At 68.2% G+C, this 13712-nt stretch carries 15 protein-coding genes and 1 riboswitch; of the genes, 4 read left to right on the top strand and 11 right to left on the bottom strand.

Annotation, left to right across the window (positions count from 1 at the left end; all coding sequences use genetic code 11):
• Positions 1 to 22: 22 nt before the first annotated feature.
• The 4 genes from DIE03_RS22300 to thiC all read right to left on the bottom strand — a co-directional run bounded on the left by DIE03_RS22300 (position 23) and on the right by thiC (position 3913).
• Entirely contained in the window at positions 23 to 949 is a 927-nt protein-coding gene (locus DIE03_RS22300) for a DMT family transporter (protein WP_124454072.1), read from the bottom strand.
• Between the two features lie 141 nt (positions 950 to 1090).
• Positions 1091 to 1342, bottom strand: coding sequence for a hypothetical protein (locus DIE03_RS22295; RefSeq protein ID WP_124454070.1), 252 nt, complete (start codon positions 1340 to 1342; stop codon positions 1091 to 1093).
• Positions 1343 to 1536: 194 nt separating this feature from the next.
• Positions 1537 to 1749 (bottom strand): glycine zipper 2TM domain-containing protein, encoded by a 213-nt coding sequence (locus tag DIE03_RS22290; RefSeq protein ID WP_124454068.1) that lies wholly within the window; start codon positions 1747 to 1749, stop codon positions 1537 to 1539.
• 232 nt (positions 1750 to 1981) lie between these two features.
• Positions 1982 to 3913 carry a phosphomethylpyrimidine synthase ThiC gene (thiC, locus tag DIE03_RS22285; protein WP_124454066.1) on the bottom strand — a complete coding sequence of 644 codons (1932 nt, stop codon included), beginning with the start codon at positions 3911 to 3913 and terminating at the stop codon, positions 1982 to 1984.
• Between the two features lie 124 nt (positions 3914 to 4037).
• A riboswitch (TPP riboswitch) is annotated at positions 4038 to 4154 on the bottom strand.
• Between the two features lie 270 nt (positions 4155 to 4424).
• On the opposite strand from thiC, the gene DIE03_RS22280 reads away from it, so the two are divergent.
• The 3 genes from DIE03_RS22280 (at position 4425) to DIE03_RS22270 (ending at position 6222) form a co-directional block, all read left to right on the top strand.
• A complete protein-coding gene (locus tag DIE03_RS22280; protein ID WP_124454064.1) occupies positions 4425 to 4697 on the top strand; it encodes a pentapeptide MXKDX repeat protein in 273 nt (90 codons plus the stop codon).
• Between the two features lie 74 nt (positions 4698 to 4771).
• Positions 4772 to 5404: a cytochrome b/b6 domain-containing protein gene (locus tag DIE03_RS22275; protein ID WP_124454062.1), complete on the top strand. Its 633-nt coding sequence runs from the start codon at positions 4772 to 4774 to the stop codon at positions 5402 to 5404.
• 29 nt (positions 5405 to 5433) lie between these two features.
• A complete protein-coding gene (locus DIE03_RS22270; protein WP_124454060.1) occupies positions 5434 to 6222 on the top strand; it encodes a molybdopterin-dependent oxidoreductase in 789 nt (262 codons plus the stop codon).
• Between the two features lie 25 nt (positions 6223 to 6247).
• Here the strand turns inward: DIE03_RS22270 and DIE03_RS22265 are convergent, their stop codons facing one another.
• The gene (locus DIE03_RS22265) at positions 6248 to 6532 is read right to left on the bottom strand and encodes a helix-turn-helix domain-containing protein (protein WP_124454058.1); all 285 of its coding nucleotides are present in this window, start codon (positions 6530 to 6532) and stop codon (positions 6248 to 6250) included.
• Positions 6529 to 6882, bottom strand: coding sequence for a type II toxin-antitoxin system RelE/ParE family toxin (locus tag DIE03_RS22260; protein ID WP_124454056.1), 354 nt, complete (start codon positions 6880 to 6882; stop codon positions 6529 to 6531). Before DIE03_RS22260 ends, DIE03_RS22265 begins: the two co-directional genes overlap by 4 nt.
• Positions 6883 to 7386: 504 nt before the next feature.
• Here DIE03_RS22260 and DIE03_RS22250 point away from each other — a divergent pair.
• Positions 7387 to 8565 carry an EamA family transporter gene (locus tag DIE03_RS22250; RefSeq protein WP_124454151.1) on the top strand — a complete coding sequence of 393 codons (1179 nt, stop codon included), beginning with the start codon at positions 7387 to 7389 and terminating at the stop codon, positions 8563 to 8565.
• A gap of 21 nt (positions 8566 to 8586) precedes the next feature.
• Here DIE03_RS22250 and DIE03_RS22245 read toward each other — a convergent pair whose 3' ends face one another.
• The 5 genes from DIE03_RS22245 to DIE03_RS22225 form a co-directional block, all read right to left on the bottom strand.
• A complete protein-coding gene (locus DIE03_RS22245; protein WP_124454054.1) occupies positions 8587 to 9786 on the bottom strand; it encodes an MFS transporter in 1200 nt (399 codons plus the stop codon).
• 204 nt (positions 9787 to 9990) lie between these two features.
• Entirely contained in the window at positions 9991 to 10815 is an 825-nt protein-coding gene (locus DIE03_RS22240) for a phosphodiesterase (protein WP_124454052.1), read from the bottom strand.
• Between the two features lie 87 nt (positions 10816 to 10902).
• Positions 10903 to 11934, bottom strand: coding sequence for an ABC transporter ATP-binding protein (locus DIE03_RS22235; protein WP_124454050.1), 1032 nt, complete (start codon positions 11932 to 11934; stop codon positions 10903 to 10905).
• Between the two features lie 13 nt (positions 11935 to 11947).
• A complete protein-coding gene (locus DIE03_RS22230) occupies positions 11948 to 12862 on the bottom strand; it encodes an ABC transporter permease (RefSeq protein WP_124454048.1) in 915 nt (304 codons plus the stop codon).
• Positions 12863 to 12872: 10 nt separating this feature from the next.
• Entirely contained in the window at positions 12873 to 13697 is an 825-nt protein-coding gene (locus tag DIE03_RS22225; RefSeq protein WP_124454046.1) for an ABC transporter permease, read from the bottom strand.
• Between the last annotated feature and the right edge of the window lie 15 nt (positions 13698 to 13712).

Below are 13712 nucleotides of genomic sequence, written 5' to 3'. Positions count from 1 at the left end.
TCCGCGGCCTGCGCGCGGCGCCTCAGGCCGCTTCTCCGCCGCGCGGCCGCAGGCCGGGAATCCGCTTGATCACGCCGGTCGCGAGCGCGGTGCCGACGAGCACGATCGCGCAGCCTTCGATCATGACGGCCGACACGTGTTCGCCGAGGAACAGTGCGCCCCACAGCAGCCCGAACACGGGAATCACGAACGTGACGGTAATCGCGCGGGCGGGGCCGACATGCGCGATCAGGTGGAAGAAGATGAAGTACGCGACGCCCGTGCATGCGATGCCGAGGGCGAGTACCGCGCCCCATGCGTGTGCACTGACCGGCGCGGCCGGCCAGGTGGCGATCGCGAACGGCAGCAGCAGGATGGACGAGCCGATCATGCTGCCGGCCGCGTTGACGAGCGGATCGACGCCGCCGAGCTTGCGCTTCGTGTAATTGGCCGCGATGCCGTATAGCAGCGTTGCGCCGAGCGCCGCGGCGGCAGCGAGCGCGGTCGCGCTGGCGCCCGTGTCGCCGTGTGCGTTCGCGATCTGGTTCCATACGAGCGTGAGCACGCCGGCAAAGCCGATCACAAGGCCGAGCGCACGCGGCAGCGACAGCTTGTCCTTCAGCCACAGGTACGCGACGAGCGCCCCCCACAGCGGCGTCGTTGCATTGATCACCGACGTCAGGCCGGCCGACAGCGTCAGTTCGGCGAACGCGAACAGGCAGAACGGGATGCCCGAGTTCAGCGCGCCGACGACGAACAAGGGCCACGCATGGCGGCGCAGCCGCGCGCCGAGGTCGGCGGGTTTGAGGCGCGTCAGCGCGAAGCCCGTGAGAAACAGCGCGCCGATGCCCACGCGCAACGCCATCAGCGGCGCGACGCCGAGATCGACCACGCCGATCCGGATGAACAGGAATGACGCGCCCCACAGGGCAGCGAGCACGGTCAGCAGGAAGGCGTTCTTGGGTGACATCGGTCGTGGGGGCGGGGACGGGATGCGATGAATCTTACACCGCGTTACCGTGCCGTCGTTTCACGATCCGATGAAATGACAAGAAGCGGGAAAGTCGCCGGCAGCGGGGGCAGGGTGGCCGGCCGGCGGCGCCCGTGCCGGTCAGTGATGGTGGTGCCAGCCGCCGCGTCCGCCGAAGCCGAAATTGAGCGACAGCGCCGGTCCCCAATAGCCGCCCCACGCGGGCGCATAGGCCGGCGCCGGGTAGTAGTAGGCGGGGGCCGGATCGACGTACACGGGCGCCGGCTGCACCGGTGCGGCCGTGTAATAGCCGCCAGGATAGTACCCGTACGGGTAGTAGCAGCCGGCGAGCGTCGCGCAGGCGAGCGCCGCGGCGACGAAGGTCCTGTTCATGATGTCTCTCCGGCGGAGCCGGCAATCGGCAGATGCTTAAGCTTAGGCCGCGCGCGGATGACACGGTGTGCAAAACGGTAACCGATCATTTCCGGGCCGCTGCCGGAGATATTGCGGCGCCGCATGCGAAAACGGCGCTTCCGCATCGCGGAAACGCCGTCTGGACGAAGGTTGCGCCGGGTCCGGCCGGCCGCTTACTTGCCGACCTGGTTGCCGATGATGCCGCCGGCTGCCGCGCCGCCCAGCGTCGACAGCGCGTTGCCGCCGATCGCCGCGCCGGCGACGCCGCCGACACCCGCGCCGATTGCCGTGTCGCGCTGGCGCCTCGTCATCGAATCGCAGGCCGACAGGCTGGCCACCGTCGTGACGAGGAGCGCGCATACCCCAATACGCCGAATCGAAATCATGATCGTTGTCCTTGTGGTAGTGAACGGAGGACGCGCGACCGGCTGGCGGTCACGCATGTCCCCAATCTACGCGCCGCTCCGCGGTGCTGCTGTAAGGACTTGTTAAGGCTCGCGCGGTTTCGTAATCAATTGTTTCCCGTGCGTCGGCAGGCACGCGACATGCGCAAAAAAGCCCGCTCGAAAGCGGGCTTCGTGCATCGCGAAGCGACCCGCGGCGGATCGCTGCCTGCGCTTACTGACGGTGGTAGATCTCGGCGCCGGTCTTGACGAACTCGACCGCCTTCACTTCCATCCCTTTCTTCAGCGCTTCGGTTTCCGACACGCCCTGCTGCGCCGCGAACTCGCGCACGTCCTGCGTGATCTTCATCGAGCAGAAGTGCGGGCCGCACATCGAGCAGAAGTGCGCGACCTTTGCCGAATCCTTCGGCAGCGTCTCGTCGTGGAATTCACGTGCCTTGTCCGGATCGAGACCGATATTGAACTGGTCTTCCCAGCGGAACTCGAAGCGTGCCTTCGACAGCGCGTTGTCGCGCACCTGCGCACCGGGGTGACCCTTGGCGAGGTCGGCGGCGTGCGCGGCGAGCTTGTACGTGATGATGCCTTCCTTCACGTCGTCCTTGTTCGGCAGGCCGAGGTGTTCCTTCGGCGTCACGTAGCACAGCATCGCCGTGCCGAACCAGCCGATCATCGCCGCGCCGATGCCCGACGTGATGTGGTCGTAGCCCGGTGCGATGTCGGTGGTGAGCGGCCCGAGCGTGTAGAACGGCGCTTCCTTGCACCAGTCGAGCTGGAGATCCATGTTCTCCTTGATCAACTGCATCGGCACGTGGCCGGGGCCTTCGATCATCACCTGCACGTCGTGCTTCCACGCGATCTGCGTGAGCTCGCCGAGCGTCTTCAGTTCGCCGAGCTGCGCTTCGTCGTTCGCGTCGTAGATCGAGCCGGGACGCAGGCCGTCACCGAGCGAGAAGCTCACGTCGTACGCCTTCATGATCTCGCAGATCTCTTCGAAGTGTTCGTACAGGAAGCTTTCCTTGTGGTGCGCGAGACACCACTTCGCCATGATCGAGCCGCCGCGCGACACGATGCCCGTCATCCGGTTCGCGGTGAGCGGCACGTACTGCAGGCGCACGCCCGCGTGGATCGTGAAGTAGTCGACGCCTTGCTCGGCTTGCTCGATCAGCGTGTCGCGGAAGATTTCCCAGGTCAGGTCCTCGGCCTTGCCGTTGACCTTCTCGAGTGCCTGGTAGATCGGCACCGTGCCGATCGGCACCGGGCTGTTGCGGATGATCCACTCGCGCGTTTCATGGATGTGCTTGCCGGTCGACAGGTCCATCACCGTGTCGCCGCCCCAGCGGATCGCCCACGTCATCTTGTCGACTTCCTCGCCGATCGACGACGTGACGGCCGAGTTGCCGATGTTCGCGTTGATCTTCACGAGGAAGTTGCGGCCGATGATCATCGGCTCGGATTCCGGGTGGTTGATGTTCGCGGGGATGATCGCGCGGCCGCGGGCGATTTCGTCGCGCACGAATTCCGGCGTGATCTCGGCCAGCGCATTCGCGCCGAAGGCGGCTGCGCCGAACGCCTGGCCCGGGTGCTGGCGGCCCATCATCGCGGCGAGCTTTGCGCCGTTCGGGCCGCTCGACTTCAGGCTCTCGATGTACTCGGCGCGGCGCTGGTTCTCGCGGATCGCGATGTATTCCATTTCCGGCGTGATGATGCCCTGACGCGCGTAGTGCATCTGCGTGACGTTCTTGCCGGCCTGGGCGCGGCGCGGATTGCGGTGCAGGCCCGGGAAACGCAGGTCGGCCGTGGCCGGATCGGCCGCGCGCTCGAGGCCGTACCGGCTCGACAGGCCGGGGAGCACTTCGGTGTCGCCGCGCGCTTCGATCCAGCGCTGGCGCAGCGCGGGCAGGCCCGCACGGATGTCGATCTTCGCGTCCGGATCGGTGTAGGGGCCCGACGTGTCGTACACGTAGATCGGCGGGTTCTTTTCGCCGCCGAAGCCGGTCGGCGTGTCGGCCTGCGTGATTTCGCGCATCGGCACGCGGATGTCGGGCTGCGAGCCGGTGACATAGACCTTGCGCGAATTCGGCAGCGGCGCGACAGCCGCGGCGTCGACGTGGGCGTCGGCGGACAGAAACTTCGGATTGGCGTTCATGCAATCTCCTGTGCGGGCGCCGGACAGGCGCTTCGGCGCTTGCCCGGAGCCCTTGACGAATGTGGGGCTCGAGCTAAGCAGGAGACGAGGCTTGGTGAGGCGGCGGATTTCGTCAGAAGGATGGCGGCGAAATCCGTACGCTTCCCTGCGCTGGCATTATCCAGATCAGGTTCAAAGGGTATTTCTCACCCGCAATGCCGGTAATTTGACCGAGCGCATTGCAGGACCCCCGCGTTAGCAAGGGCACACGATACACCGGCTTGGCGGCGGTTTCAACCGGGAGCGGATCGGATGCCGCCACGCAATCGCCGTGCCGCCGCCGGCGAGCCGGGCAGGGTGCAGCGCAGCAAGCGCGGCCGCCGATCCGCGTCCCGGCCGGGCCGGAAAGCGCCGAGCGGTGCAGCATTCCGCCCTTTCATTTCAGGCGTCTAAAATTTTTTCTACATCGCTGTCATTTCCGGCGATGTGCTCCGTCTATTCGGCTCCTAAACCCATGTAGTGGAGAGATGTCATGAAAAACGTATTCCTGGTTGCCTGTGTCGCCGCACTTGCCACGATCGCAACGGGCGCGTATGCGCAGAACGATGCGATGTCGAAGGATGGCATGTCGATGTCGAAGGACGCGATGGGCCACGACGAGATGGCCAAGGACGGCGCGATGAAGAAGGACGGCATGAAGAAGCACGCGATGAAGAAGGACGCCATGAAAAAGGACGCGATGGGCCACGACGCGATGTCGAAGGGCGACGCGATGAAGAAGGACACCATGAGCCCGTCGAACTGATCGATGCGCGCGGGGCGCGGCCGGCCGGCTGCGGGCGCATCGCGTCCCGTCGCATCATTCCGGGAGTCTTCATCATGCAAACGGTTCCTGTCACGGATCGCGCGAGTACGACGCCGCCCGCGCCCACGATCCATCCGCCGTGGGTGCGCGTGAGCCACTGGCTCAACGCGCTCGCGGCGATCCTGATGGCGCTGTCCGGCTGGCGCATCTACGACGCGTCGCCGATCTATCCGTCGTTCACGTTCGCGCACGGCATCACGCTCGGCGGCTGGCTCGGCGGCGCGCTGCAATGGCATTTCGCGGCGATGTGGCTGCTGGTCGGCAACGGGCTGTTCTACCTCGCGATGTCGATCACGACGGGGCGCTTCGCGCGCAAGCTGTTGCCCGTCACGCCGGCATCGGTGTGGCGCGACGTGCGCGCCGCGCTCGGCGGGCGGCTGGCGCACGACGACCTGAGCGTCTACAACGCGGTGCAGCGCGCCGCGTACCTGACCGCGATCGTCGATCTCGTCGTGCTGGTGCTGTCGGGGCTCACGATCTGGAAGTCGGTGCAGTTCCCGCTGCTGCGCGAACTGTTCGGCGGCTACGACAATGCGCGCGTCGTGCATTTCTGGGCGATGTCGCTGCTCGTCGCCTTCTTTGTCGTTCACGTCGCGATGGCGCTGCTGGTGCCGCGCTCGCTGCTCGCGATGCTGCGCGGTCGCTGACCGCCCCATCGCGGGCGAAGGAAATCATCATGTCGGAATCCGAAAAAAGCCGCGGCGAGCCGCGCTGGACGCTCGACCGGAAGTCGCTCGAACTCGACGTGCGCCGCGAGCTCGAGATGCCGTCGCGGCGGCTCTTCAACCGGCGCGTGCTGACGCTCGGCGGCCTCGCGATGCTGACCGGCTGCACGTTGCAGGACGACGCGTCGGTCAACACGTTCCTCGAGAAAGTGTCGCGCATGAACGATCGCGTGCAGGCGTGGCTGTTCAACCCCGACCGGCTCGCGCCGACCTACACCGAAGCCGACATCACGCGCCCGTTCCCGTTCAACGCGTACTACGGGATCGACGAAGTGCGGCACGTCGACGAGTCGACCTATCGCCTCGTGCTGTCCGGCCGTGTCACGGGCAAGCGCGTGTGGACGCTCGACGAGCTTCGCGCGCTGCCGCACGCGGAGCAGATCACGCGACACATCTGCGTGGAAGGGTGGAGTGCGATCGGCCGTTGGGGCGGCACGCCGTTCGGCGCGTTCCTCGCGCGTGCCGGCGCCGACACGCGGGCGAAATACGTCGGCTTCAAGTGCGCGGACGATTACTACGAAAGCATCGACATGCCCACCGCGCTGCATCCGCAGACGCTGCTCGCGCTCGAGTACGACGGTCGCCAGTTGCCGCCCGAGTACGGCTTCCCGATGAAGCTGCGGATGCCGACCAAGCTCGGCTACAAGAACCCGAAGCACATCATGGAAATCTTCGTGACCGATACGTTCCCGGGCGGCTACTGGGTCGATCAGGGGTACAACTGGTTCGGCGGATCGTGAGCGGCGCGCGAGGCGCGCTCGTCCGTCACGCGGATTCGCGCACCTGCAGGTCGACGCGCAGGCCGACGGCCGCGGCCATGTTCACGAGCGCGTCGAGCCCGAACAGGTTGATCTTGCCGCGCAGCAGATCGGACACGCGCGGCTGCGTGACGCCCAGCCGCCTCGCGGCCTGGGCCTGACTGAGTTCGAGCTGCGCGATGCGCTGCTTGAGCGCGATCATCAGTTCGGAGCGCAGCTTCATGTTCTCGGCTTCGGCCGGCCGGCCCTCGATTGCGTCCCAGACGCTCGTGTAGCGTTCGTTGGTCGTCACTTCTTCGACTCCATCATCAGGGCGCGATAGCGCCGGGCGGCCAGGTCGATATCGGCCTGGTTCGTGCGCGCCGATTGCTTCCGGAAGCAATGCAGCACGTAGATCGCTTCGGCGAACGTCGCGACGTAGACGATCCGGAACGCGCCGCTCGCATCGCGCACGCGGATTTCCCGCACGCCGGCACCGATCGTGCGCATCGGTTTCCAGTCGTCGGGCGCGAGGCCGCGCTGTACCTGGTCGATCTGGTGGCCGGCTTCGCGCCGCGCGGGCAGCGGAAAGCCGCGGAGATCGCCCAGTGCGCTGCCGACGAACACGACGGGCTTCGGCGGAAGGATGGTGGAATTATACAAAATTTTGTATGGATGTGCGGGTTTCGAAAAGCGGCTCTGGACGGCAAGAGGAGGGCACGTCGCCCATCACGATAGGCGTGACGGAACGCACCGGCGTGCGTGACTGGCCGTTCGGCCGACGCTCGATCCGACGCCTGCGGGTGGCGATCGCGTGTGTGCGAAACCGGCGCCGGCAACGCGTGCATCCTGCGCATCCGGCCCCGGATTTCACGCGCCCGCCGGCCGAATAATGTCGCGCCGAAACGTCAGTCGTTATCCTTTCAGACGGGTCTGACGATGCTTTCGAATCCTTGATGCCATAATGCCGAGCGTGTTCAGCCGAAGTGGTTGCGCACGTTTTTTTTGTCCCTCTGCCGCCGCTTGCCGGTTCTTTTTCGTCGCCGTTCGCACTGCCATGTCGTCCCGCACGTTCGCTCTGCCTTCCCGGTCCCGCCAGGACCGTTTGCCGGCATGGCCGGCGCCTTTCAGCGGAGCACGCGGCGTGACGTGCGGGCGGGCCGCACGATGACGCCGCTCGACCGCCTCCTCGATTTCTTCGCGCGCTTTTCGTTCCGGATCCGCCTGCCGCAAAGCCGCGGCGGCCGCGTCGCGCTGGCGCTCGTGTTCATCTATTTCGTCTGGGGCTCGACCTACAGCGGCCTGCATTTCGCGCTGCAGTCGTTTCCGCCGCTGCTGCTGTCGGGGCTGCGCAACCTGCTCGGCGGGATCGGCCTGTTCATCTTCGCGCTGCGGCGCAAGCCCGAATGGCCGACGCTGCTGGAAATCCGCAACGCGGGGATCGTCGGCACGATGCTCGTCGCGCTGTCGTCGGGCACGATCGCGCTCGGGATCAGTTCGGTCAGCAGCGGCTCGGCCGCGGTGATGGTGGCCACGGTGCCGCTGTTCGCGACCGTGATCGCGGCGGTGGCCGGCCGGCCGGTGACGAAGGGCGAATGGGCGGCCGTCGCGCTGGGGATGGTCGGTATCGTCGTGCTGAATTCGGGCGGCGCGGCCGCCCAGAATTCGGCGCTCGGCACGATCTGCGTGCTGGCCGGCGCGCTGTTCTGGGCAGGCGGCGCGCACCTCGCGACGCGGCTCAAGCTGCCGTCCGACCTGTTTCTGTCGACGTCGCTGCAGATCGGCCTCGGCGGCCTGATCTCGACACTCGTCGCCTGGCTGATCGGCGAACGCATCGAGCACGTGATGGCGGGGCCGGTGTTCGCGTTCCTCTACCTGATGGTGTTCTGCACGATGGCCGCGTATGTCGCGTACGGCTACCTGATCCGTCACACGAGCCCGATCATCGCGAGCAGCTGCATGTACGTGAACCCGATCGTCGCGGTCGCGCTCGGTGCGCTGCTGCTCGGCGAACCGGTGACGATGGCGACCGTGGTCGCGACCGTCGCGATCCTCGGCAGTGTGGGGCTGTCGTTCGTGTTCGATCCGGCCCGCCGGCCGGCGGCGCGCGCGGCTGCTGCCGGTCCGACGGCCGCGACGGCCGAGCAGGTCTCGGCAGCGGACCCTGCGTCCGCCCCCGAGCAGATCGCGATTCCCGAAGCGGCGCCGATCCTCGCGCCGTCCGCCGTCCCGCTTGCGGTGCCGACGCCGGCGGCCGTGATGGATCCCGCCGCGGTGGTGGATCCGGCACCGGCGTTCGCGCCGCCGCCCGTCGACGAACCGGTCGCGCCACGCGCCGACGCGTAACGCCGTCGTGGCCGGCCGCGCTCAGCCGTGCCGGCCGCCGCGAAGGTGGGACCCGCCCGCGAGCGCGGCAAACAGCAGCCCCGTCGCGCACATGCCGGTCCAGCCGAACGCATGCCATGCGGCAACGCCGGCCGATGAGCCGAGCGCGCCGCCGATGAAGTAACACACCATGTACACCGTGTTCACGCGGCTGCGCGCGTCGGGCTTCAGCGCGTAGATGCGCGACTGGTTCGAGATCTGCGCGGCCTGTACGCCGACATCCAGCACGATCACGCCGATCACGAGCCCGACGAGGCTCGACGCCGACAGCGCGAAGATCACGAACGACAGTGCGAGCAGCGCGATCGCGACCGAGATGGTCGCGCGCGGGCCGCGCTTGTCCGCGGAGCGGCCCGCGTACGGTGCGGCGAGCGCGCCCGCTGCACCGACGATCCCGAACAGGCCGGCGGCCTGCGGGCCGAGATGGAACGGTGCGCCGGCGAGCAGCAGCGTCAGCACGGGCCAGAACGCGCTGAACGCCGCGAACAGCGCGGCGCCCGTCAGCGACGCCTCGCGCAGCCCGCGCAGTTCGACCGCCAGATGCCACATCGAGCCGAGCAGCCTGCCGTACGACAGCGTCGACGTCGGCGAACTGCGCGGCAGCCGCATCACGATCACGGCGGCGAGCGCGACGAGCGCCGCGACCGACGCGGCGAACACTGCGCGCCAGCCGAAATACTCGGCGACGAAGCCGGCGGCCGTGCGCGCCAGCAGGATGCCGAGCAGCAGGCCGCTCATCACGGTGCCGACCGCCTGCCCGCGTTCGGCGGGCGGTGCGATTTCGGCGGCGAACGGCACGGCCTGCTGCGCGATGGTCGCGAGGATGCCGATTGCAAGGCTCGCGACGGCAAGCACGGCCAGCGACGGAGCGGTGGCCGCCACGATCAGCGCGACGGACAGGCCGGCGATCTGCATCAGGATCAGCCTGCGGCGATCGAACCGGTCGCCGAGCGGCGCGAGCAGGAACATGCCGGCGGCATAGCCGAGCTGCGTCGCGGTCGGCACGACGCCGATCCATGACGCGCCGTCCGGGAAGGCCGAGCGGAAGCTGTCGAGCAGCGGCTGGTTGTAGTAGATGTTCGCGACCGACACGCCCGCGATCGTCGCGAGCAGCAACAGCAGGCTGCGCGAGTAATGGGGCGAGGCGGCGTCGGTCGGACGGTCGGTGGAGGCGGTGGACATGGCGGCGCGGACGAAGTTGGGCGGCGTGGCAAGCGGCGCACGCGTCGGGTGCGCAGGCGGGCCGGGCGCCGGTCGAGGCTGCCGATCATACCGGAGCGTCGCGAATCCTGCCGGCCGCGCGGCGAACCGGCCGGCGGCCGTCATCGTGCGCGCCGCCAGCCATCAGCCACCAGCTATCCGCCGCCGGCCATCAGCCGCCAGCCGTCAGTCGACCAGCTCGCCCGTCGGTTCGTAGAACGGATACGGGCCGGCGCCTTCGTCGACGTACACGTGGTGCGACGTCATGCCCGTTTCGGGCGTGTAACGATGGACCGCGAACGCGGGCGGTTCGAGCCGGAATGCCGATGGCGCGTCGGTCCGCAGGTCGAATGCGACCTGGTGCGCGGGCGACGGCACCGCCGACGCAAGCGTGCCGCCGAAGCGCGTGAACATCGTGCGGTGCACGTGACCGCACAGCACGCGCTCGACGTTCGGATGACCGCGCAGCAGCGCGTCGAGTTTCGCGGAAGCGGCGGGCGCGAGGCGCAGCTTGTCCATGTGGCCGATGCCTGCCACGAACGGCGGGTGATGCAGCGCGACGATCACCGGCCGGTCGCGTGCGGCGTCGAGCTGGGCGGCGAGCCAGGCGAGCCGTGCGTCGCACAGGTCGCCGTGGCTTGCGCCGGGCACCTGCGAGTCGAGTGCCAGCACGCGCACCGCGCCGACGTCGAGCGCGTACTGCACGAATTCGCCGTCGTGCAGTTCTGCGCGCTCGGCAAACGCGCGGCGCAGCCCGGCGCGGTCGTCGTGATTGCCGATCATCAGGTAGTACGGAATCTCGAGCGCGGCGAGCAGCCCGCGCAGGTTGCCGTACTCTTCATCGTGGCCGAAGTCGGTGAGGTCGCCGGTGACGAGCACGGCGTCGGGGCGCGGCTCGAGTGCGTTCAGCTTCGCGATGCAGCGCGCGAGCGCGGCCGCCGTGTCGACGCGCCGGTACGCGAGCTGGCCCGGCCGCTTGATGTGGAGATCGCTGATTTGAGCAAGCAGCATCGAAGTTTCTCGGAATCGTCTGGTTGTTGTGGGGGCGGCGTCGTGCGCCGCCGTGGGGTGCTGCATGAATGATGCCCGAACGACGGATTACGCGCCGAGCGCGATCAGGCCTTCCGGCGCGATCGTGAGGCCGACCGCCGTGCCGCGTGCGAGCGCGATGCGGCCGGGCACGTCGATCACGAGCGCGTCGGGTGCCGCATGCTCGATCGTGAGCCGCGTGCGCTCGCCGAGGAACGCACACGCGCCGACCGCGCCGCGTAGCGGTGCATGCGCGGGATCGGCGAGCTGCGCGTCCTCGGGGCGGAAGAACCATTCGTCGGCGGCATGCGGCGTTGCGATCGCGCCACCTGTCGTCACCAGCGCGCCGTCGCGCCATTGTCCGGCCAGCCGGTTCAGCGTGCCGATGAACTGCGCGACCGTGCGGTTCGCCGGGTGGTAGTAGATGTCGCGCGGCGTGCCGATCTGCTCGATGCGGCCCGCGCCCATCACGACGATCCGGTCGCCGAGTTCCATCGCCTCGGCCTGGTCGTGCGTCACGTAGACGGTCGTCACGCCAAGCTCGCGCAGCAGCGCGTTCATCTCGCGGCGCAGCACGTCGCGCAGCTTCGCATCGAGCGCGGTCAGCGGTTCGTCGAGCAGCAGCACGCGCGGCCGCACCGCGAGCGCGCGGGCCAGCGCGACGCGCTGACGCTGTCCGCCGGACAATTGATCGACCGGTTTGTCCGCATGTGCGTCGAGCCGCATCATCGCGAGCAGCTCGTCGACGCGTTCGCGCAGCGCGCGCGGCTCGGTCTTGCGGATCTTCAGCCCGTAGCCGACGTTGCCGCGCACTGTCAGGTTCGGAAACAGCGCGTAGTTCTGGAACACCATGCCGACCTGCCGGCGCTCGATCGGCAGCGCGGTGACGTCGTCGTTGCCGAACGCGATCGTGCCGCCGGCGTCCGGCGTGTCGAGGCCCGCGATCAGGCGCAGCGTCGTCGTCTTGCCGCAGCCGGACGGCCCGAGCAGCACGAGTGTTTCGCCCGCGCCGATCGACAGGTCGAGCGGTTCGAGCACGCGGGTGCCGCGGAACGTTTTTGCGCAGCGGGTCAGCGTGATGGGAGTGGAATCGAGTTTCATGTCTGCGAAAAATTCAGCGCGTGCGCTTCTTGAGCGCGCGCGTGCCGGACGGATCGACGCCGAGCCACTGCATCGCCACGAGCAGCGGCAGCGTCATCAGCAGGAACAGGATCGTGTACGCGCTGCCGACTTCGAGGCGCAGCGACGCATAGGTATCGGCGAGCCCGACCGGCAGCGTCTTGGTATCGGGCGTATGCAGCATCCACGTCAGGTTGAATTCGCCGATCGACAGCGTGAGCACCGCGAGCGCGCCTGCCACGATGCCGGGGCGCAGGTTCGGCAGCACGATCGTGATAAAGCGCGTGACAAACGACGCACCGAGGCTCGCCGCGCCTTCCTCGAGCGTGCGCAGGTCGGCACCGGCCGCGACGGCGGCCACCGCGCGCACCATGAACGGCAGTGTGAACACGACATGGCCGACGACGATGAACCACAGGCTCATCCGGAACGCGGTGAAGCCGCCGTACACCACCAGCAGCGCGAGCGCCGAAGCCAGCCCCGGCAGCGCGACCGGCAGCACGAGCGCTTCCTCGATCGCACGGGCGACGCGGTGCTTGCTGCGCGCGAGCGCATAGCCGGCCGGTACGCCGGTGACGAGCACGATCGCGAGCGTCGCGAATGCCACGTAGAACGACAGCGCGACCGAGCCGTGATACTGCTGCCACACCTGTTCGAGCCAGCGCAGCGTGAGGCCGCTCGACAGGCCGCGGAAATAGTTGACGGTCAGGCCCGCGAGCACGGACATCACGACAGGCACGATCAGGAACGCGCACAGCAGCAGCGTGACGCCCCATTGAAGCGCGGCGATCGCGCGTGCACCCGTGACGCGCGGCGCGCGGCGCGCGACGCCGTTCGCCTGCGCGGGAGCGGGCGCCGGTGACGGTGACGGTGACGGTGACGGCGCGGAAGAGCCGGAAAGCGATTGCATGCGTAAATCCTCAGGCCGCGGCGGCGGCGGTGTGGCCGGTGAAACGGCGCGCGAGCGCAAGCACGGCCCAGGTGACGATGCCGAGCACGATCGACAGGCCGGCCGCCGTCGCGATGTTCGCGTTGAGCGTGAACTCGGTATAGATCGTCATCGGCAGCACGTTCAGGTCGGTGGCGAGCGTGAACGCGGTGCCGAATGCGCCCATCGCGGTCGCGAAGCAGATCGCGCCGGCCGCGATCAGGCCCGGCGCGAGCGCGGGCAGCACGATGTCGACGAAGATGCGCCATGGCGACGCGCCGAGCGAACGGGCGGCTTCCTCGAGCGACGCGTCGAGCTTCGACGCCGCCGCGATCACGGTGACGATCACGCGCGGAATCGAGAAATACAGGTAACCGATGAACAGGCCCGCAACCGAGTACGCGAATACCCACTTGTCGCCGGTGAGTTTCGCCGACAGCATCCCGATCAGCCCCTGGCGGCCGGCGAGCATGATCACCATGAAGCCGACGACGACGCCCGGGAACGCGAGCGGAAACGTCAGCAGCGCGAGCAGCACGCGCTTGCCGGCGAATTCGCGGCGCGCGAGCAGGAGGCCCGAGATCGTCGACAGCGCGAGCGTCGCGAGCGTGACGCCGGCGGACAGCGCCACCGTCTCGCCGAGGCTCCTCATGTAACGTGCATTGCCGAGCAGCGCCGCGTAGTGCGAGAAGAACGCGCCGTCGGCGGACACCTGCACGAGCGACGCCATCGGCAGCAGCCAGAACGCGGCGAACACCGCCAGCGCCGGCGCGACGAGCGCGATGCGCCAGCGCAGCGGGAAAGTCAGGTCGAGCATCGGTTGCGTCCCGCG

Origin of the sequence: Burkholderia sp. Bp8992 (genome assembly GCF_003853705.1) — a bacterium.
Taxonomy (GTDB): Bacteria; Pseudomonadota; Gammaproteobacteria; order Burkholderiales; family Burkholderiaceae; genus Burkholderia.
Note: the sequence above shows the minus strand (reverse complement) of the source record. Positions and strands in the feature narration are given on the sequence as shown.

Coding starts and splice junctions, on each gene's coding strand:
- DIE03_RS22275 (WP_124454062.1), top strand. CDS start 4,772: ATGCAAACGGTTCCTGTCACGGATCGCGCGAGTACGACGCCGCCCGCG.
- DIE03_RS22270 (WP_124454060.1), top strand. CDS start 5,434: ATGTCGGAATCCGAAAAAAGCCGCGGCGAGCCGCGCTGGACGCTCGAC.
- DIE03_RS22245 (WP_124454054.1), bottom strand. CDS start 9,786: ATGTCCACCGCCTCCACCGACCGTCCGACCGACGCCGCCTCGCCCCAT.
- DIE03_RS22240 (WP_124454052.1), bottom strand. CDS start 10,815: ATGCTGCTTGCTCAAATCAGCGATCTCCACATCAAGCGGCCGGGCCAG.
- DIE03_RS22225 (WP_124454046.1), bottom strand. CDS start 13,697: ATGCTCGACCTGACTTTCCCGCTGCGCTGGCGCATCGCGCTCGTCGCG.
- DIE03_RS22300 (WP_124454072.1), bottom strand. CDS start 949: ATGTCACCCAAGAACGCCTTCCTGCTGACCGTGCTCGCTGCCCTGTGG.
- thiC (WP_124454066.1), bottom strand. CDS start 3,913: ATGAACGCCAATCCGAAGTTTCTGTCCGCCGACGCCCACGTCGACGCC.
- DIE03_RS22295 (WP_124454070.1), bottom strand. CDS start 1,342: ATGAACAGGACCTTCGTCGCCGCGGCGCTCGCCTGCGCGACGCTCGCC.
- DIE03_RS22235 (WP_124454050.1), bottom strand. CDS start 11,934: ATGAAACTCGATTCCACTCCCATCACGCTGACCCGCTGCGCAAAAACG.
- DIE03_RS22250 (WP_124454151.1), top strand. CDS start 7,387: ATGACGCCGCTCGACCGCCTCCTCGATTTCTTCGCGCGCTTTTCGTTC.
- DIE03_RS22230 (WP_124454048.1), bottom strand. CDS start 12,862: ATGCAATCGCTTTCCGGCTCTTCCGCGCCGTCACCGTCACCGTCACCG.
- DIE03_RS22280 (WP_124454064.1), top strand. CDS start 4,425: ATGAAAAACGTATTCCTGGTTGCCTGTGTCGCCGCACTTGCCACGATC.
- DIE03_RS22290 (WP_124454068.1), bottom strand. CDS start 1,749: ATGATTTCGATTCGGCGTATTGGGGTATGCGCGCTCCTCGTCACGACG.